The following is a 17,737-nucleotide window of genomic DNA, read 5'->3' as shown; positions in this document are numbered from 1 at the left end:
ATGCACGCACAAGCCTCTAAACCCGTTGTCGACACCGCGCCGGTATTGACCATCGACAACCTGAGCATCGAGTTCCCGGCCTACAAGAGCACGGTCAAGGCGCTCAATGGCGTGTCGTTGCACGTCAATCCCGGTGAGATCGTCGGGGTGATCGGTGAGTCCGGGTCCGGCAAGTCAGTCACCGCCATGCTCAGCCTGCGCCTGTTGCCTGAACGCGCTTATCAAGTGAAGAGCGGCAGCCTGAGCATCCTCGGCCGCGACATGCTCACCGCCAAGGAAAAAGACCTGCTGAAGGTCCGTGGCCGCGACGCGGCGATGATCTTTCAGGAACCCATGACCGCGCTGAATCCAACACGACGCATCGGCCGGCAGATGCTGGATGTGATCATCCATCACCAGCAACTGAGCAAGGCCGACGCCCGCGCCAAAGCCATCGCGCTGCTTCGCGACATGCACATCGCCGATCCCGCACAGGTGATGAACAGCTACCCGTTCGAGCTTTCCGGTGGCATGCGTCAGCGGGTGATGATCGCCTTGGCGTTCTCCTGCGATCCACAGTTGTTGATTGCCGACGAGCCGACCACCGCGCTGGACGTGACCGTGCAACGGCAGGTGTTGCTGCTGCTGCGCGAGAAAGCCCGCGAGCGAGGCACGGCGATTTTGCTGATCACCCACGACATGGCGCTGGTCTCGCAGTTTTGCGACCGGGTTTACGTGATGTACACCGGTGCAGTGGTGGAGCAGGGCGTGACCTCGCAGGTCATGGCCGATCCCCGTCATCCCTACACTCAGGGGCTGCTCAGCGGCTTGCCGGAGCAGGTTGAACTGGGTCAGGACCTGATGACCATTCCCGGTCAGGTGCCGAATCTGTCGGCCTTGCCTGAGGGGTGCACCTTCCGCGACCGCTGCGCCCATGCCATGCCCAAATGCCTGCAACGCCCGCCCATGCAGGTTATCAATGCCGTTGCCGATCGCAAGAGCGCTTGCTGGTTGAGCGAGCCATCATCCTCATCAGCCCAGGAGATGCATTCATGACCCGTGCAGCGTTCAAATCACTGCCCGACGAACACCCGGTCATTCTGGGACTTGAAGACGTACGCGTGCATTACCCCATGGGCAAGGACTGGCTGGGTCGTCCCAAAGCCCTGGCCCACGCCTTGAACGGCATCGACCTGCAGGTGCGTGCCGGAGAAACCCTGGGCGTGGTGGGAGAGTCGGGATGCGGCAAAAGCACCCTTGCGCAGTTGCTGATGGGCCTGATCAAGCCGACGTCGGGCAAACTCGAGTGGATCTACAACAACGCCAAGGAACGCAGCAGCAACGTGCAGATCGTGTTTCAGGACCCGCAATCGTCCCTCGATCCGCGATTGCCGGTGTGGAAGGTGATCACCGAGCCGCTGTTCGTCCAGCGTTCGGCACCGCGTCGGGACATGCGCGACATCGCTGCGAAGGTCGCCTCTCAGGTCGGGATTCGTACCGAGTACATGGACCGTTTTCCTCATCAGTTTTCAGGCGGTCAACGGCAGCGCATCGCCATCGCCAGGGCGCTGTCATCGAACCCGGACATTATCGTGCTCGACGAGCCGACCTCGGCGCTGGATATCTCGGTGCAGGCGCAGATCCTCAATCTGTTGGCCGAGCTGCAACGCAGTCGTGACCTGACGTACATCCTGATTTCGCACAACGTCTCGGTGGTGCGGCACATGGCCGATCGGGTCGCGGTGATGTACCTGGGGCAGATCGTCGAACTGGGCAGTGCCGCCGAGGTGCTGGAACGCCCACGTCATCCCTACACCCAGTTGCTGCTGGAAGCCGTGCCGCGACTGGGCGTGGCCGTGGACGACGCCCAAGTGTCCGCGCCGACCGAATTGCCGGGCAACCGCAACCTGCCGACCGGGTGTTTCTTTCGGGATCGCTGCCCTAAAGCGACCGCCGGATGCGACAAGCCGCAACAGCTATTGCCTGCCAAAGCGGCAGCGGGCGGGGAGAGGGTGAGGTGTCATTTGCAGTCGGTTTGAGCCAGGCACTCCCGAAACAACCGCTGCAGCGGGAGTTGCCGATTCGCATGGCGCATCACCAACGCCAGCTCGCGGTAAAAGGTCAGCGCGCCGAGTTCGACGATCCGGATGTGGGCGGCGCGTTCCAGCCATAAACCTGCTCGGGGCACGAGGGACACACCGAGTCCGGCCTCGACCATGCGCACGATGGCGTCCACTTCGTCCAGCTCAAGTCCAGGCTGCGTTTCAATTTCCTGCTCGCGCAGAAACCGCGTCACCTGCCGCCCGCCGAACGAGTGTCGGTCGTATCGCACGAATCGGTGATCGCGAAGCAGCTGAAGGGGGTCATCACCCTCCATATGTACAGGCGCGATCAGGACGAACGGCTCGCGTTCGATGACTTCCAGCGAGAGTTCCTTGGGCAGCGCGAAGGGCGGCCGGATCAGGATCGCCAAGTCGATCTCCCCGGCATCCACGCTGTTGAGCAATGTCTGCGAAACCCCCGGCACCACTTTGGCCTCGACCGTGGGCGCCTGGGTGTTGAGTTGCACCAGTGCGGCGAGGAGCAGGCCGGTTTGCACCGTGGCGATGGCGCCGATCACCAGCTCGCCAAAATAGCCGCTGTCGGCGGATGGCGTGGCCATCCGTTCATACAGCTCAACGATTTCCCGTGCCATCGGCAATGCCCGTTGACCGGCCGCGTTGAGGGTGGCACTGCGTCCGCTGCGATCGAACAGGGGGGTGCCGAGCGCTTTTTCCAGGGTTCGGATTTGCGCGCTGACCGCTGATTGCGTCAGGCCGATCTGGTTGCCCGCCGCCACAAAGGTGCCGAGGCGTTCGACGGTGAGTAACGTTTTCAACTCGCGGATCATGGTGGCTCACTGATCAAAATAATTGTGGCTCGACGCGAAAATTATGATCTTTCAATCAATGATTCAATGGGCAAAGATGAGCGCATCCCAAAAAGAGGAAGTTGACCGTGACCGCCACCCCTCAGAAACTCTCGCCGTTCCATCTTGCTATTCCTGTTTATGACCTCGCCGCCGCACGGCATTTCTACGCCAACGTGTTTAATTTGCCGGAAGGTCGCTCCAGCGATCATTGGGCGGATTTTGATTTCTTCGGCCATCAGCTGGTGATCCACGAACACCCGAAAACCGATTCCCAGGCCCACGCGGGCACCAACGCCGTGGACGGCCATGACGTGCCGGTGCCGCATTTCGGCGTGGTGTTGGGCTGGGAAGAATGGGAGGCGCTTGCGGATCGGTTGCAGGGCCAAGGCGTGAAGTTTGTGATCGAGCCTTACGTGCGCTTCAAGGGGCAGGTTGGGGAGCAGGCGACCATGTTCCTGTTCGACCCCTGCGGCAATGCGCTGGAGTTCAAAGCGTTCAAGGACATCGGGCAGCTGTTTGCAAAATAACAGCGTGCGTGTTGGGCCCTGACACGCTGCACATTAGTTGTAGGCGCTTGCTTGCCCGCGATTGCGGAGTGTCAGTTAATAAATTCTTCTCAGACAAACCGCAGTCGCGGGCAAGCAAGCGCCTTCACGTTATCGATGTAATGCACATTATTGGATCCAGCTTTAAACACACTTAGACGGATGTTTAAACAAAAACCAAGTATCGCCCGTAATAAGTGCTGACCGATTAGTGTCCTCGACGACCGGCATTAAACTCTGCCATCCAGCGGCCGAAGTATATTTCAGGCCGCGTCTTCCCTTTCTTCGCATAAGCCCGTAAAAAGCGCGGCGCGCGCCTGATCGGCTACGCATTCACGTCGCTGTCATTCCTGGTTATGGACACAATCGTATGATCAATCGTCTGGGTTTCAGCAGAAAGATCCTGCTGGCCGCTGCACTGGTAGTTGTTGTTGCTTTCTCGTGTTTCATACTGGTGAACGATTTTCGCCAGCGGGAAACATTGAAGAACAACGTGGACGCAGAACTGCAACAACTGGGCAGTCTGACCACGCAGAACATTCAGACCTGGCTGGACAGTCGTACTCAGCTTTTGTATTCCATGGCTCAGCAGATCGCCGCCGACGGCCCGGCGCCGAGCAGCTTGCAGCGTATCGTCGGCCTGCCGGTGTACCCGGACAACTTCCAGCTCAGTTACTTCGGCGGCAAGGACGGGCTGATGTTCTCGGTGCCGGCCGGTAACCGCGCCGCCGACTACGATCCCCGAGCTCGCGGGTGGTACAAGGCCGCCGATGCCGCGCAGGGCACCATTGTCACCGAGCCGTACGTTGCGGCCTCGTCCGGCAAGCTGGTGGTGACACTGGCCACGCCGGTTCGTCAGCAGGGCCAGATGATCGGCGTCGCCGGCGCAGACATTTCGCTGGACGTCATCAGCAAGACCATCAACTCGCTGAATTTCGGCGGGCACGGTTACGCCTATATCGTCAGTGCCGATGGCAAGATCCTGATCCACCCCGACAGCAAGCTGATCCTCAAGAACGTCAGTGAGGCTTACCCGAACGGGGCGCCGAAGATCGCGCCAGGCGTGGCCGAAATCGAATCCGGCGGCAAGGCGCAGTTCATTTCGTTCACCAAGGTGGACGGCTTGTCCTCGGCCAACTGGTACGTCGCGCTGGTGCTGGACCGTGACGCGGCCTACTCGATGCTCAGCGAATTCCGCTCTTCGGCGATCACCGCGATGGTCATTGCCGTGGCAATCATCATGCTGCTGCTTGGCCTGCTGATCCGCGTGCTCATGCAGCCGCTGCACCAGATGGGCCGGGCCATGCAGGACATCGCAGACGGTGAGGGCGACCTGACCAAACGTCTGTCGATTGTCTCGCAGGACGAATTCGGCGCGATGGCGCAGTCTTTCAACCGCTTCGTCGAGCGTATTCATGGTTCGATGCGTGAGGTGGCGTCCACCGCCGGTCAACTGGGTGAAGTGGCAGCACGCGTCGTGTGCGCTTCCAACTCATCGATGGGCAACTCCGACCAACAAGCCAGCCGCACCAGCAGCGTGGCCGCCGCGATCAATCAGCTCGGTGCCGCCGCCCAGGAAATCGCTCAGAACGCCGCCATGGCGTCGCAGCATTCCAGCGAAGCCACGCAACTGGCCAGCGAAGGTCAGGGCGTTGTCACGCAGACGATCAAGGCCATGGATCAACTGTCGGAAAAGATCAGCGAGTCGTGCCTGAACATCGAAACGCTCAACAACAAGACCGCCAACATCGGTCAGATTCTCGAGGTGATCACCGGCATCTCGCAACAAACCAACTTGCTGGCGCTCAACGCAGCCATTGAGGCGGCGCGAGCGGGTGAGGCCGGTCGTGGCTTTGCTGTGGTCGCGGACGAAGTGCGTAATCTGGCGCACCGGACGCAGGATTCGGCGCAGCAGGTGCAGGGCATGATCGAAGAATTGCAGGTCGGTGCTCGCGACGCCGTGGCGAACATGACCGAAAGCCAGCGCCAGAGCGAAAGCAGCGTTACCATCGCCAACCAGGCCGGCGAACGCCTGAACAGCGTGACCCGCCGCATCGGTGAAATCGACGGCATGAACCAGTCGGTGGCCACCGCGACCGAAGAACAGACCGCCGTGGTCGAATCGATCAACGTCGACATCACCGAGATCAACACACTGAACCAGGAAGGCGTCGACAACCTGAAGTCAACGCTGGAGGCCTGTACCCACCTGGAACATCAGGCAGCGCGCTTGCAGCATCTGGTGGGGACGTTCCGCATCTGACAACCCCGACTGCGGCGCAAAGCACGCCGTTGTGGGAGCGAATTCATTCGCGAAAGCCGGTGCATCCGCCGCGGATGCATCGGCTGATGGATTGCATCGCGAATGAATTCGCTCCCACAGGTCGTGTGGTGAGCACGAGTCATCGCTCAAAACGTCAAGGCCGCTCGGGCAATCCGGCAGCCCGGCGCAAGCCAAGGTGCAACGCCGTGCTGAACATCTGCCCGTGGTTACGTCCGTTGAACTGTTCATAGCTGGCCTCGGCGCCGGGCAGGATCGCCAGATGTTCCGCCAGCAGGCGATTGGCGTCGCTGGGCACTGCCTGCATCGCCTTCCTTCTTTCCGGCGAGCCACCATCGAATTGTGCGATGGGCGGTTTGCCTTCTCTTTCACCCCTGATCAGGCGCACCGTGCGCGTGGTCCCTTCGGGGAATTTTCTGAGTGCCATGCCATTGTCGAAGGTCATTGGCTGATACCACAGTGATGCGCTGGCGGCGATCCAGGTCTGGAAAGCGTCAGGGCGCTCCAGCAGCGCAGAGAGCACGAACAGCCCGCCGAAAGAATGCCCCCACAGCGTTTGTCGGTTGAGGTCGATGGCGTAGTGCGCCTGGACCTCGGGTTTGATCTTCGTTTCAATCAGATCGAGAAACGCCCTGGACGTCGTACCGGTGTAATCCCGGGTGCGCTGCTCACCGTCATAGGTGCCCTCGATGTCGTAGCCGATCATCACCAGCAGCGGCGGAGTGCCTGCGTCGAGTTCGCCCAGCCAACTGTCCTGCAACTCGGCCAGCGCGTTATTGCCATCCAGCAGGTACATCACCGGGTAGTCGGTCGCTGGCGCAGTTCCGTCGGGAATCGCGATGTCGAGACGGTAATGACGTTCGCCGTCAGGCGAGTCGATGTTCAGACGTTCGAAGCGGTAGTGGGCAGAGCCGGTTGCGGCCAAAGTGGGCTTCTCCTGATTGTCGGCGCTGGCCATGAAGGGCAGGGCGCTGAGCAGTACGACGGTGAGGGTTTGTTTCCAGTTCATTGATAGGTGCTCAGGTGCTGAATGTGTAGGAGCGTGGCTTGTCCCGTGATCGGCCGGGAACCGGTCGTAATGCCTGCTAAGCGTTTTACCTGACCCACTTCATTTTTTTCACGACTTCTGCGCAGTCGATCGCGGGACACGCCACGTTCCTTGCGTTCGACTTGTCTAGCCAACACCCCGTCAAGGCCGCTGTTTTCGGCAAACATGTCGACAAAAGCCGCAAATTCCCCGGCATCAAATGGTCAACGAACTGTTATCTCGCGTTCATGGACGGTTCATCGAACTGCCACACGCTCTCTCTAATGTCACTCGCACCGAACGCGGCCAGGGACAGGCTGAACGGTAGAACCTTCACCTCGGCAGGACGCCGCAATCAAAGACAAGAGAAGCCCATGAACGCAGCCATCCATGTCGACCGCTTGAACAAGACATTTGCTCGCAAAACCGCTTTGGTTGATCTCGCATTGTCTATACAACCCGGAGAAATGGTCGCGCTGATCGGCGCTTCGGGTTCGGGGAAATCCACGCTGTTGCGCCATCTCGCAGGCCTTGCCTGCTGTGATCGCAGCAATGGCGGCAGTGTCCGTGTGCTGGGCCGTGAAGTGCAGGCCTCGGGCCGACTCAATGGCAAGGTGCGCCGATTGCGCGCCGACATTGGTTACATCTTCCAGCAGTTCAACCTGGTCAACCGCCTCAGCGTGCTGGACAACGTCCTGCTCGGTTGCCTGGGCCGCATGCCGCGCTGGCGCGGCAGCCTGGGGATGTTCAATGCCGAGGAAAAAGCCCGTGCGATGGCTAATCTGGGACGCGTCGGCCTGGCCGATCTGGCTCGCCAGCGTGCTTCAACCTTGTCGGGTGGTCAGCAGCAGCGCGTGGCGATCGCCCGGGCCCTGACGCAACAAGCCGAAGTGATTCTGGCGGACGAGCCCATCGCGTCGCTGGACCCGGAGTCCGCCCGCAAGGTCATGGAAATTCTCGCCGACATCAACCGCCAGGACGGCAAGACCGTCGTGGTCACCTTGCATCAGGTGGATTATGCCGTGCGCTATTGCCCGCGTGCCGTGGCGCTCAAAGGCGGCCGCATCCACTTCGACGGCAGCGGCGCCGACCTCAATGGTCAGTTCCTCAATGACCTGTACGGCGCCGACGCCGACGCCAGCCTGATGTTCGCAGACAAAGGGCGTAATCCAGGCCGACCGCCGCAATTGGCGCTGGCCCAAGCCTGACGATTGCGTCGCTTCAACAACCCCAAAAAACACCATAACCACGTTCCAGGAGCTCTCCATGTTGAACCGTTTCGGTCGCGTGTTCGCGTCTGCCGCTGTGCTCGCCGGTTGCCTGATGGGCACCGCGCAGGCTGACGACAGCGCTATCAACTTCGGCATCATGTCCACCGAATCCTCGCAGAACCTGAAAAGTGTCTGGCAGCCGTTTCTCGACGACATGTCGAAAAAAACCGGCCTGAAAGTCAACGCCACCTTCGCTTCTGACTACGCTGGCCTGATCCAGGGCATGCGCTTCAACAAGGTCGACGTGGCCTGGCTGGGCAACAAGGCGGCGATGGAAGCCGTGGACCGTTCGGGCGGTGAAATCTTCGCCCAGACCGCAGCCGCCAACGGCGCGCCGGGTTACTGGAGCGTGATCATTGCGCGCAAGGATAGCCCGATCAATTCGGTCGAGGACATGCTCAAGCACGCCAAGGAACTGACCTTCGGCAACGGTGACCCGAACTCCACCTCGGGCTACCTGATTCCGGGCTACTACGTGTTCGCCAAGAACCACGTGGATGCAGCCACCGCCTTCAAACGCACGCTGAACTCCAGCCACGAAGTCAACGCCTTGAGCGTTGCCAAGGGTCAGCTGGATGTCGCGACCTTCAACACCGAAAGCTGGGACCGTCTGGAAGTGACCCAGCCGGAGAGCGCGGCGAAGCTCAAGGTGATCTGGAAGTCGCCGATCATCCCGGCCGACCCGATGGTCCTGCGTAAATCCCTGTCCGACGCGGACAAGAACAAGATCCGCGAGTTCTTCGCCAACTATGGCGACACCGACGAAGAAAAAGCGGTGTTGAAGAACATGCAGATGGGCAAGTTCCTCAAGTCTTCGGATGACCAGTTGCTGACCATTCGCCAGCTCGAGCTGTTCAAGCAAAAGACCGAGACCACTGCCAGCACCACGCTCAGCGCCGACGAAAAGGCGAGCCGCCTGAAAGAGATCGACGCTGGCCTGACCAAGCTGCAGGACCGCATCTCGGAACTGGAAAAACAGAACACCGCCAAGGCGGGTTGATGCACCGGACGTGGCACTCGGCTTGATGCCTCACGGTCAAGCAGGGCGCCGCGTCAGTCACCGCAGTTCATGCATTAGCAATCGGGAAATTTTATGACCACTCACGCTGCTTACGTTGAAATCGCCGGCAAGCGCAGTTGGCCGCAATACCTGGGCTGGGGCCTTTTCCTCGCCATCATGGCCTGGGCCTGGCACGGCGCCGAAATGAACCCGCTGGCGCTGTACCGCGACTCCGGCAACATGGCAACTTTTGCCGCAGACTTCTTCCCGCCTGACTTCCACGAATGGCGCGCCTACCTCAAGGAAATGGTCGTCACCGTGCACATCGCCCTCTGGGGCACGTTGCTCGCGATCGTCTGTTCGGTGCCGTTGGGCGTGCTGTGCGCCGACAACATCACCCCGTGGTGGATTCACCAACCGTTGCGCCGGGTCATGGATGCCTTCCGCTCCATCAATGAAATGGTCTTCGCGATGTTGTTCGTCGTGGCCGTGGGCCTGGGCCCGTTTGCCGGTGTCCTGGCGCTGTGGATCAGCACCACCGGGGTGCTCGCCAAACTGTTCGCCGAAGCCGTCGAGGCCATTGACCCGGGCCCCGTGGAAGGTGTTCGCGCCACCGGTGCGAGTGCACTGCAGGAAGTGATTTTCGGGGTGATCCCGCAGGTCATGCCGCTGTGGATTTCCTACGCCTTGTACCGCTTCGAATCCAATGTGCGCTCGGCCACGGTCGTGGGCATGGTCGGCGCGGGCGGGATCGGTGTGATCCTCTGGGAAAACATACGCGCCTTCCAGTTCACCCAGACCTGCTCGGTGCTGTTGGTCATCATCGTGGTGGTCAGTGTGATCGACATCTTCTCCCAGCGCCTGCGCAAGCAGTTCATCTAATGCCAACGACAGGAGAGGGTGCGAACCCTTTTTTTAGCCATGCAGTTGTCTAGACAAGCCGAAGCCCTGCACCGTGAAACCCCGCAGCGGGAGCCTGTGTACCGCGAACTGGCGGACACCTTGCGCAGCGAATTGAACCGTTATATCGCAGGCGAGTTCCTGCCCGCCGAGACGCAACTGGCGGCGCGCTTCGACGTCAACCGCCACACGGTACGTCGGGCAATCGATGAACTGGTGCGCGAGGGCAGCCTGCTGCGCCGCCAGGGCAAGGGCACTCAGGTGCTGGGCCGTCCGCTGGTGTACCCGGTGGCGGCGGAAAGCGCGTACAGCCAGTCGCTGTCGGCACAGGGTCATGGCGTCGAAGCCATCCTGCTGCAACGCCGCCAGTGCGTCGCGACGCGTGAAGAAGCCGAGCACCTGGGCCTCGAAGAGCAGGCGCCGCTGATCGAGCTGCAAACCCTGCGTCGACTCGACGGCCAGCCGGTGAGCCTGATTCGCCATCGTTACTGCGCCAGCCGCAGCGATTTGCTCGCCGACTACAAAAGCGGCTCGGTGCGCCAGTTTCTCGCAGGGCACGGCCTGCCGTTGACCCGCACGTTCAGCCTCATCGGCGCACGCCTGCCCAGCCGTGAAGAGGCCAGCGTGTTGCTGATGCCGCGCCATCTGCCGGCGCTGACCGTGCTCACCCTATCCCGCGACGCGGACGGACACCCGGTGGAGATTGCCCATTCCACCAGCCGTTCCGACCGCTTCCAGTATCAGATCGTCACTTGATGGAGATGCCCTCGATGACTGCCACATCTGCTCCTGCTACAGCGCCTGAGCACGCTGCCCGCCAGCACTGGATCGGCGTGCTCTCGCGTACCCGGCGCGCCGAGTTGCTGCCCCATGAAAACGCATTGCGCGACGCCGAATACCAGCTGATTCGCGCCCCGGAAATCGGCATGACCCTGGTTCGTGGCCGCATGGGCGGCAGCGGGGCACCGTTCAACGTCGGTGAGATGAGCGTGACGCGCTGCGTCGTGCGCCTGGCCGATGGCCGCACCGGTTACAGCTATCTGGCGGGCCGCGACAAGGCCCATGCCGAACTGGCGGCGTTGGCCGACGCGCATTTGCAAGGTGCACAACAGGCTCACTGGATGCGTGAGCTGATTGAACCGCTGGCCCAGGCGCAAGCCGCGCGCCGGTCCCGACAACAAGCCGAAACCGCAGCGACCAAAGTGGAGTTCTTCACGCTGGTCAGAGGAGAAAACTGATGAGTGCGACTCTTTTACAGCCTGCCTTCGCCGACCCCGTGCTGGATGCCCAGCGCAGCTTCCGTGCGGCCCTCAAGGCCCTTGCCGGTCCTGGCGTGACGCAAAGCCTGCTGTCAGCGCAGACCCCGCCGCACCTTGAAGGCCTGGCATCCGCCAGTCACGCGTTGTGCCTCGCGCTGCTGGATATCGACACACCGCTGTGGCTGGCGCCGAAATTCGACACCCAGGCAATTCGCGCCAACCTGACCTTTCATTGCGGCTGCCCGATCGTCAGCGACCGGCAGAACGCGCGCTTTGCCCTGCTGGACGACAGTCAGTTGCACGACCTCAGTGGCTTCGATCTGGGCAACGACCGATATCCCGACCAGTCTTGCACGCTGCTGATTCAACTGCCGAGCCTCCAAGGTGGGCGCCAGGTCGCCCTGCGCGGTCCCGGCATCGAAACCCAGAACCATGTGAGCCTGCCGTTGCAGGAAGCCTTCTGGGAAGCGCGTGAAGCGCACAACGATTTCCCCCGTGGCATCGACGTGTTTTTCCTCGCCGGCAGCGAACTGATGGGCCTGCCGCGCAGCACTCAGGTCGCGTTCAAGAAAGGAGGTGCCTGATGTACGTTGCCGTCAAAGGTGGTGAACAGGCCATCGATAATGCGCACAAGCTGCTGGCGAAGAAACGTCGTGGCGACACTTCGGTGGCCGAACTGGGCGTCGAGCAAATCCGTCAGCAACTGCCGCTGGCCGTGGCCCGGGTCATGACCGAAGGCTCGCTGTACGACGAGGAACTGGCCGCACTGGCGATCAAACAGGCGGCCGGCGATCTGGTCGAGGCGATCTTTTTGCTGCGCGCTTATCGCACCACGCTGCCGCGTTTCAGCGCGAGCCTGCCGATCAACACCTCGTCGATGCAGCTCAACCGTCGTTTGTCCGCGACCTTCAAGGACGTCCCGGGCGGACAGTTGTTGGGGCCGACCTTCGACTACACCCATCGTCTGCTGGATTTCACGCTGCTGGCCGAAGGTGAATACCCGGGGCCGCAAGGCAAGCCAGACGCCACGGTAGAGGCCTGTCCGCGGGTGCTGGGCTTGTTGGCCAAAGAAGGTCTGATCAAGGAAGAGGCCGACACCGGCGCGCCGGTCGCCGACATCACCCGCGAACCGCTGGAATACCCGGCCAGCCGTGCAGAGCGTTTGCAGGCCCTGGCCCGGGGCGACGAAGGTTTCCTGCTGGCGCTGGGTTATTCGACGCAGCGTGGCTACGGCCGTAACCACCCGTTTGCGGGCGAGATACGGGTCGGAGACGTCGAGGTCTGGATCGAGCCTGAAGAGTTGGGCTTCCCGATCTCCATCGGCGCCATCGAAGTCACCGAGTGCGAAATGGTCAACCAGTTCGTCGGTTCGGCCACCGAGCTGCCGCAATTCACGCGCGGCTATGGTCTGGCGTTCGGGCATGCCGAGCGCAAGGCGATGGGCATGGCGCTGGTGGACCGTTCGCTGCGCGCCGGTGAATACGCCGAGGAAATCGTCTCGCCGGCGCAGCAGGAAGAATTCGTGCTCGCGCACTGCGACAACGTCGAAGCTTCCGGCTTCGTGTCGCACCTAAAACTGCCGCATTACGTCGACTTCCAGGCCGAACTGGAACTGATCCGCAAACTGCGCAAGCCCTCCAAGGAGCAGGCCCAATGAACGCCGCTACGCAACCTCGGCCGCCACGCGACGAGGCCTACAACTTCGCTTATCTGGATGAGCAGACCAAACGCATGATCCGTCGCGGCCTGCTCAAAGCCGTGGCGATTCCGGGTTATCAGGTGCCGTTCGGTGGGCGTGAAATGCCGCTGCCGTACGGTTGGGGAACCGGCGGCATGCAACTGACTGCCGCGATCCTGGGCGCCGAAGACGTGCTCAAGGTCATCGATCAGGGCGCTGACGACACCACCAACGCGGTGTCGATCCGCCGGTTCTTCGCCCGCACCGCAGGCGTCGAGACCACCGAGCGCACGCCGGAGGCGACGATCATCCAGACCCGTCACCGCATCCCGGAAACGCCGCTGCATGCCGACCAGATCATGGTCTATCAGGTGCCGATCCCCGAGCCACTGCGGTTCATCGAACCGTCGGAAACCGAGACCCGCACCATGCACGCGCTGAACGACTACGGCGTGATGCACGTAAAACTGTACGAAGACATCGCCACGTTTGGCCACATCGCGACGGCCTATGCCTACCCGGTGACGGTGGACGAGCGTTACGTGATGGACCCGTCGCCGATCCCGAAATTCGACAACCCGAAGCTCGACATGAGCCCGGCGTTGATGCTGTTCGGTGCAGGCCGCGAGAAGCGTCTGTATGCCGTGCCGCCGTTCACCCGCGTCACCAGCCTGGACTTCGAGGATCACCCGTTCGAGGTGCAGAAGTGGGAGCACAACTGTGCCATCTGCGGCAGCCATGACTCGTTCCTCGATGAGCTGATTCTCGACGATCAGGGCACCCAGAGCTTCGTCTGCTCGGACACCGACTACTGCGCGCAGCGGGTCAATGAGGGGAGGGACGGCCAATGAATGCCGCTCAGAATGTTTCTCAGGTGACGGTCGCTGATCGCACCCAACCGCTGCTCAAGGTCAATGGCCTGACCAAACTGTATGGCGCTGAGAAGGGCTGTCAGGACGTCAGCTTCGAGCTGTACCCAGGCGAGGTGCTGGGCATTGTCGGTGAGTCCGGCTCAGGCAAATCCACGCTGCTTTCGCTGCTCAGCGGTCGCTGCCCGCCGGACCGTGGCGTCATCGATTACCGCACCACACAAGGCACTTGGTTGGACCTGTACAGCGCCAGTGAAGCCGAACGTCGCACCTTGTTACGCACCGAATGGGGCTTCGTCGAGCAGAACCCCCGTGACGGTCTGCGCATGGCGGTGTCGGCGGGCGCCAACATCGGCGAGCGCCTGATGGCTCAAGGCGTGCGCAATTATCAGCAACTGCGTGCGGCGGGCCTTGACTGGCTCAGTCAGGTGGAAATCGATCCTGCCCGTATCGACGACCTGCCCCGGACCTTTTCCGGAGGCATGCAACAGCGCCTGCAGATTGCCCGCAACCTGGTTTCCGGACCACGTCTGGTGTTCATGGACGAGCCGACGGGCGGCCTCGATGTGTCAGTGCAGGCGCGGCTGCTCGATCTGATGCGCGGCCTGGTGCGTGAGCTGGACCTGGCGGTGGTGATCGTGACGCACGACCTGGCCGTGGCCCGTCTGCTGGCCGACCGCTTGATGGTGATGCGCCGTTCTCACGTGGTGGAAACCGGTCTCACGGACCAGATCCTCGACGACCCGCAGCACCCGTATTCGCAACTGTTGGTGTCCTCGGTGCTGCAGCCCTGATTTGAATTCAGCCTTTGACTGTAAGGTGTCCCAATGAACACGCTGATCGAGGTCCGCGACCTCTCGAAAACCTTCACCCTGCATCAGCAGAACGGGGTGGTGTTGAACGTGTTACGCGGTTTGAGCTTCTCTGTACAAGGCGGTGAGTGCCTGGTGTTGCACGGCCATTCCGGCGCCGGTAAAAGCACGCTGCTGCGCACGTTGTACGGCAACTATCTGCCTGCAGGCGGTAGCATCCGCGTGCAGCATCAGGGCCAATGGCTGGAGCTGGTGGACGCCGAGCCACGTGATGTACTGGCGGTGCGGCAACTGACGCTGGGTTATGTCAGCCAGTTTCTGCGGGTGATCCCCCGTGTCGCGACGCTGGATGTGGTGATGGAGCCAGCGTTGGCCCGCGGCTGGAGCCGCGCAGAGGCCCAGGCCCGCGCCGAACACCTGTTGAGTCGTCTGAACATCCCGCAACGCCTGTGGCAACTGGCGCCGGGAACCTTTTCCGGGGGCGAGCAGCAACGGGTCAACATCGCGCGGGGCTTCATGGTGCCGTGGCCCGTCATGCTGTTGGACGAACCCACGGCGTCGCTGGACGACAGCAATCGCCAAGTGGTGCTGGAGCTGATCAACGAAGCGAAAACCGACGGTGCCGCCGTGATCGGCATCTTTCACGACCGTCTGGCTCGCGAGGCGGTGTCCGACCGCCATCTGGACATGACACCGCTGGACTTGACCGCGAAGGAGTTACTGCAATGCTGAACGAACAGATCCTGACCAATGCCCACATCGTCACTGCCGATCTGGTGTTCACCGGCACCGTGGTCCTTCGCGACGGCCTGATCAGCGACGTTCAGACCGGCGTCAGCCATTTGCCACAGGCACAGAACCTGGGCGGCGATTACCTGCTGCCGGGGCTGGTCGAACTGCACACCGATAACCTGGAAAAACACCTGAGTCCACGTCCGGGTGTGGACTGGCCGTCAGCTTCGGCGGTGATGAGCCATGACGCGCAGATCATCGCTGCGGGCATCACCACGGTGTTCGACGCGCTGTCCATCGGCGACGTCAACCCCAAGGGCAAGCGCATGCAGCAACTGCCCGGGATGGTCGAAGCCATCGCCCAGGCGAATGCAGCCGACATGACCCGTGCCGAACACCGTTTGCACCTGCGTTGCGAGGTCTGCCACCCGGACACCTTGAGCGTGTTCCGCGATCTGGTGGAGCAGCCGCTGGTGCAACTGGTCTCGACCATGGACCATTCGCCGGGTCAGCGTCAGTTTGCCCTTGAATCCAAGTACCGTGAGTACTACATGGGTAAGTACCACCTGAGCACCGAGCAGATGGACGAATTCATCGTCGAGCAGGTCGCCAACTCGAAGGTCTACAGTGACCGGTACCGCCGCGCGATCGTCGACATTTGCCTGGACCGCGGCTTGTCGGTCGCCAGCCACGACGACGCGACGGTCGAGCACGTCGAGGAATCGGCGGGGTATGGGATGACCATCGCCGAGTTCCCGACCACGCTGGAAGCGGCGCAAGCGTGCCGGCGCCTGGGCATGAGCGTGCTGATGGGCGCGCCGAACATCGTCCGAGGCGGTTCGCACTCGGGCAATATTGCGGCGGCCACCCTTGCTAAAGAAGGGCTACTGGATATTCTCTCCAGCGATTACTATCCGGCCAGTCTGCTGCAAGCGGCCTTTGCGCTCGGTGCGCAACTGGACGAAGCCCGGCAGACGTCGGGGGCAGGGCTGGCCCAGGCCGTGACCACGGTAAGCCTGGCCCCGGCGCGTTCGGCCGGTCTGCACGATCGCGGCGAAATCCGTGTCGGGCTGCGCGCCGACCTGATCCATGCCCGCGCCGTGGGCACACTGCCGGTGATCCAGCAGGTCTGGCGACAAGCGAAGAGGGTTTTTTAATGGCTGGCAGGTTGATCTATCTCATCGGACCGTCCGGTTCGGGCAAGGACAGCCTGCTGGATGCCGCGCGCGAACCGATGGCCGCTCGTGGCTGCCGGATCGTGCGCCGGGTCATCACCCGCTCGGCGGAAGCCAAGGGCGAAGCGGCGCAGGCGGTCAGCGTCGAGCAGTTCAACCACATGCAGGCTGAAGGCGCGTTTGCCCTTGACTGGTTTGCCAACGGCCTGCACTACGGGATTCCGAAAGAGATCGATCAATGGCTGGCTGATGGTCATGACGTGTTGATCAACGGATCGCGCGGGCATCTGCCTCAGGCCCGTGAGCGCTATCCGGATCTGCTGGTGGTGCTGCTGTCGGTCGATCAGGCGGTCCTTCGTCAACGCTTGCTGGCGCGAGGTCGGGAGTCGGCGAACGAGATCGAAGAGCGATTGACGCGCAATGCGCAATTCGCCGATGACTTGCTCGCGGATAGTCCGTCAGTGATTCTGCTGGACAATTCCGGAGCCCTGGACCAAACCGTCGTCCGCTTGCTGCAACGGATCGACCGGGAGCACGCATGCGTCTGACCTTGCTCGGCACCGGAGATGCGCGGCAGGTGCCGGTCTACGGGTGTCAGTGCCCGGCCTGTCAGGCGGCCCATGCCGATTCGCGTTGGCGTCGACGACCGTGCTCGGCGCTGGTCGAGCTCGGCGATCAGCGCTGGTTGATCGACAGCGGCTTGCCAGACCTCACCGAGCGGTTCCCGCCGCGCAGCTTCAGCGGCATCCTCCAGACCCATTACCACGCCGACCACGCCCAGGGCTTGCTGCATTTACGCTGGGGGCAGGGGCTGGTGATTCCCGTGCATGGCCCGGCCGATCCTGAAGGGCTGTCGGACCTGTATAAACACCCGGGGATTCTGGATTTCAGTCAGCCGTTCGCGGCGTTCGAGACCCGCCAGTTTGGCGAGCTGAGTGTCACGGCCTTACCCTTGCTGCACTCGAAACCGACCCTGGGCTATCTGCTGGAAGGCGGTGGCCGGCGAATGGCCTACCTGACCGACACAGTGGGGTTGCCCGCTGACACCACGGCGTATTTACAGCGTCAGCTGCTGGACGTACTGGTCCTGGACTGCTCGATGCCGCCGCAGCCGCAAACGCCGCGTAATCACAATGATTTGACTCTGGCGTTGCAGATCATCGAGGCATTGAAGCCCGAGCGGGCGGTGCTGACCCACGTCGGGCACACGCTGGATGCGTGGCTGATCCAGCATGCCGGGGAGCTTCCGGACGGCGTGCACGTGGCTCGAGACGGTATGGAGATCTAGCGTCCATCGC

General features: G+C 61.9%; 19 protein-coding genes and 1 pseudogene. 18 read left to right on the top strand and 2 right to left on the bottom strand.

The features are described from left to right. On the top strand, positions 1 to 1,035 hold the full coding sequence (locus ABDX87_RS01545) for an ABC transporter ATP-binding protein (protein WP_346831257.1): 1,035 nt from the start codon (positions 1 to 3) through the stop codon (positions 1,033 to 1,035). Beyond that, positions 1,032 to 2,018: an oligopeptide/dipeptide ABC transporter ATP-binding protein gene (locus ABDX87_RS01540; RefSeq protein WP_346831256.1), complete on the top strand. Its 987-nt coding sequence runs from the start codon at positions 1,032 to 1,034 to the stop codon at positions 2,016 to 2,018. The genes ABDX87_RS01545 and ABDX87_RS01540 overlap by 4 nt, the downstream gene beginning before the upstream one ends. Here ABDX87_RS01540 and ABDX87_RS01535 read toward each other — a convergent pair. Continuing rightward, on the bottom strand, positions 2,000 to 2,869 hold the full coding sequence (locus ABDX87_RS01535) for a LysR family transcriptional regulator (protein ID WP_346831255.1): 870 nt from the start codon (positions 2,867 to 2,869) through the stop codon (positions 2,000 to 2,002). The two genes, ABDX87_RS01540 and ABDX87_RS01535, sit on opposite strands and share 19 nt — an antisense overlap. Before the next feature lie 107 nt (positions 2,870 to 2,976). Between ABDX87_RS01535 and ABDX87_RS01530 the strand changes: the two genes are divergently transcribed. From ABDX87_RS01530 to ABDX87_RS29085, 3 genes and pseudogenes are all read left to right on the top strand, one after another. Continuing rightward, the gene (locus tag ABDX87_RS01530) at positions 2,977 to 3,417 is read left to right on the top strand and encodes a VOC family protein (RefSeq protein WP_346831254.1); all 441 of its coding nucleotides are present in this window, start codon (positions 2,977 to 2,979) and stop codon (positions 3,415 to 3,417) included. Positions 3,418 to 3,805: 388 nt separating this feature from the next. Next, positions 3,806 to 4,792: pseudogene (locus ABDX87_RS29090) on the top strand (cache domain-containing protein); the annotation flags it as partial. 21 nt (positions 4,793 to 4,813) lie between these two features. Further along, complete coding sequence (locus ABDX87_RS29085; RefSeq protein WP_431061301.1) at positions 4,814 to 5,698, top strand: methyl-accepting chemotaxis protein; 885 nt, start codon at positions 4,814 to 4,816, stop codon at positions 5,696 to 5,698. A 154-nt stretch (positions 5,699 to 5,852) separates the two neighbouring features. Here ABDX87_RS29085 and ABDX87_RS01520 read toward each other — a convergent pair whose 3' ends face one another. Continuing rightward, the gene (locus ABDX87_RS01520) at positions 5,853 to 6,725 is read right to left on the bottom strand and encodes an alpha/beta hydrolase (RefSeq protein ID WP_346831252.1); all 873 of its coding nucleotides are present in this window, start codon (positions 6,723 to 6,725) and stop codon (positions 5,853 to 5,855) included. A 392-nt stretch (positions 6,726 to 7,117) separates the two neighbouring features. Here ABDX87_RS01520 and phnC point away from each other — a divergent pair, with 392 nt between their 5' ends. The 13 genes from phnC to phnP all read left to right on the top strand — a co-directional run bounded on the left by phnC (position 7,118) and on the right by phnP (position 17,727). Beyond that, positions 7,118 to 7,951, top strand: coding sequence for a phosphonate ABC transporter ATP-binding protein (gene phnC / locus ABDX87_RS01515; RefSeq protein ID WP_346831251.1), 834 nt, complete (start codon positions 7,118 to 7,120; stop codon positions 7,949 to 7,951). 58 nt (positions 7,952 to 8,009) lie between these two features. Continuing rightward, positions 8,010 to 9,014 carry a phosphonate ABC transporter substrate-binding protein gene (gene phnD, locus ABDX87_RS01510; protein WP_346831250.1) on the top strand — a complete coding sequence of 335 codons (1,005 nt, stop codon included), beginning with the start codon at positions 8,010 to 8,012 and terminating at the stop codon, positions 9,012 to 9,014. Positions 9,015 to 9,107: 93 nt separating this feature from the next. Continuing rightward, positions 9,108 to 9,896, top strand: coding sequence for a phosphonate ABC transporter, permease protein PhnE (phnE, locus tag ABDX87_RS01505; RefSeq protein WP_346831249.1), 789 nt, complete (start codon positions 9,108 to 9,110; stop codon positions 9,894 to 9,896). 39 nt (positions 9,897 to 9,935) lie between these two features. Beyond that, complete coding sequence (phnF, locus tag ABDX87_RS01500; protein WP_346831248.1) at positions 9,936 to 10,670, top strand: phosphonate metabolism transcriptional regulator PhnF; 735 nt, start codon at positions 9,936 to 9,938, stop codon at positions 10,668 to 10,670. 14 nt (positions 10,671 to 10,684) lie between these two features. Next, positions 10,685 to 11,152 (top strand): phosphonate C-P lyase system protein PhnG, encoded by a 468-nt coding sequence (gene phnG / locus ABDX87_RS01495; RefSeq protein WP_346831247.1) that lies wholly within the window; start codon positions 10,685 to 10,687, stop codon positions 11,150 to 11,152. Continuing rightward, entirely contained in the window at positions 11,152 to 11,757 is a 606-nt protein-coding gene (gene phnH, locus ABDX87_RS01490; protein ID WP_346831246.1) for a phosphonate C-P lyase system protein PhnH, read from the top strand. The genes phnG and phnH overlap by 1 nt, the downstream gene beginning before the upstream one ends. Beyond that, the gene (locus ABDX87_RS01485) at positions 11,757 to 12,830 is read left to right on the top strand and encodes a carbon-phosphorus lyase complex subunit PhnI (RefSeq protein ID WP_346831245.1); all 1,074 of its coding nucleotides are present in this window, start codon (positions 11,757 to 11,759) and stop codon (positions 12,828 to 12,830) included. Before phnH ends, ABDX87_RS01485 begins: the two co-directional genes overlap by 1 nt. Beyond that, positions 12,827 to 13,702: an alpha-D-ribose 1-methylphosphonate 5-phosphate C-P-lyase PhnJ gene (locus ABDX87_RS01480; RefSeq protein WP_346831244.1), complete on the top strand. Its 876-nt coding sequence runs from the start codon at positions 12,827 to 12,829 to the stop codon at positions 13,700 to 13,702. The genes ABDX87_RS01485 and ABDX87_RS01480 overlap by 4 nt, the downstream gene beginning before the upstream one ends. Then, positions 13,699 to 14,514: a phosphonate C-P lyase system protein PhnK gene (phnK, locus tag ABDX87_RS01475; RefSeq protein WP_346831243.1), complete on the top strand. Its 816-nt coding sequence runs from the start codon at positions 13,699 to 13,701 to the stop codon at positions 14,512 to 14,514. Before ABDX87_RS01480 ends, phnK begins: the two co-directional genes overlap by 4 nt. A gap of 33 nt (positions 14,515 to 14,547) precedes the next feature. After that, a complete protein-coding gene (phnL, locus tag ABDX87_RS01470) occupies positions 14,548 to 15,264 on the top strand; it encodes a phosphonate C-P lyase system protein PhnL (protein WP_346831242.1) in 717 nt (238 codons plus the stop codon). Then, on the top strand, positions 15,258 to 16,421 hold the full coding sequence (locus tag ABDX87_RS01465; protein ID WP_346831241.1) for an alpha-D-ribose 1-methylphosphonate 5-triphosphate diphosphatase: 1,164 nt from the start codon (positions 15,258 to 15,260) through the stop codon (positions 16,419 to 16,421). The genes phnL and ABDX87_RS01465 overlap by 7 nt, the downstream gene beginning before the upstream one ends. Continuing rightward, positions 16,421 to 16,987 carry a phosphonate metabolism protein/1,5-bisphosphokinase (PRPP-forming) PhnN gene (phnN, locus tag ABDX87_RS01460; RefSeq protein ID WP_346831240.1) on the top strand — a complete coding sequence of 189 codons (567 nt, stop codon included), beginning with the start codon at positions 16,421 to 16,423 and terminating at the stop codon, positions 16,985 to 16,987. Before ABDX87_RS01465 ends, phnN begins: the two co-directional genes overlap by 1 nt. Further along, positions 16,978 to 17,727, top strand: a complete 750-nt coding sequence (phnP, locus tag ABDX87_RS01455) for a phosphonate metabolism protein PhnP (protein ID WP_346831239.1) — start codon at positions 16,978 to 16,980, stop codon at positions 17,725 to 17,727. Before phnN ends, phnP begins: the two co-directional genes overlap by 10 nt. The last annotated feature ends 10 nt before the right edge of the window (positions 17,728 to 17,737 follow it).

It is taken from the genome of Pseudomonas abietaniphila, assembly GCF_039697315.1.
In the GTDB taxonomy this organism is placed as follows: domain Bacteria; phylum Pseudomonadota; class Gammaproteobacteria; order Pseudomonadales; family Pseudomonadaceae; genus Aquipseudomonas; species Aquipseudomonas abietaniphila_B.
The sequence above is the reverse complement of the archived record's forward strand: the minus strand, read 5'-3'. Positions and strand labels throughout refer to the sequence as shown.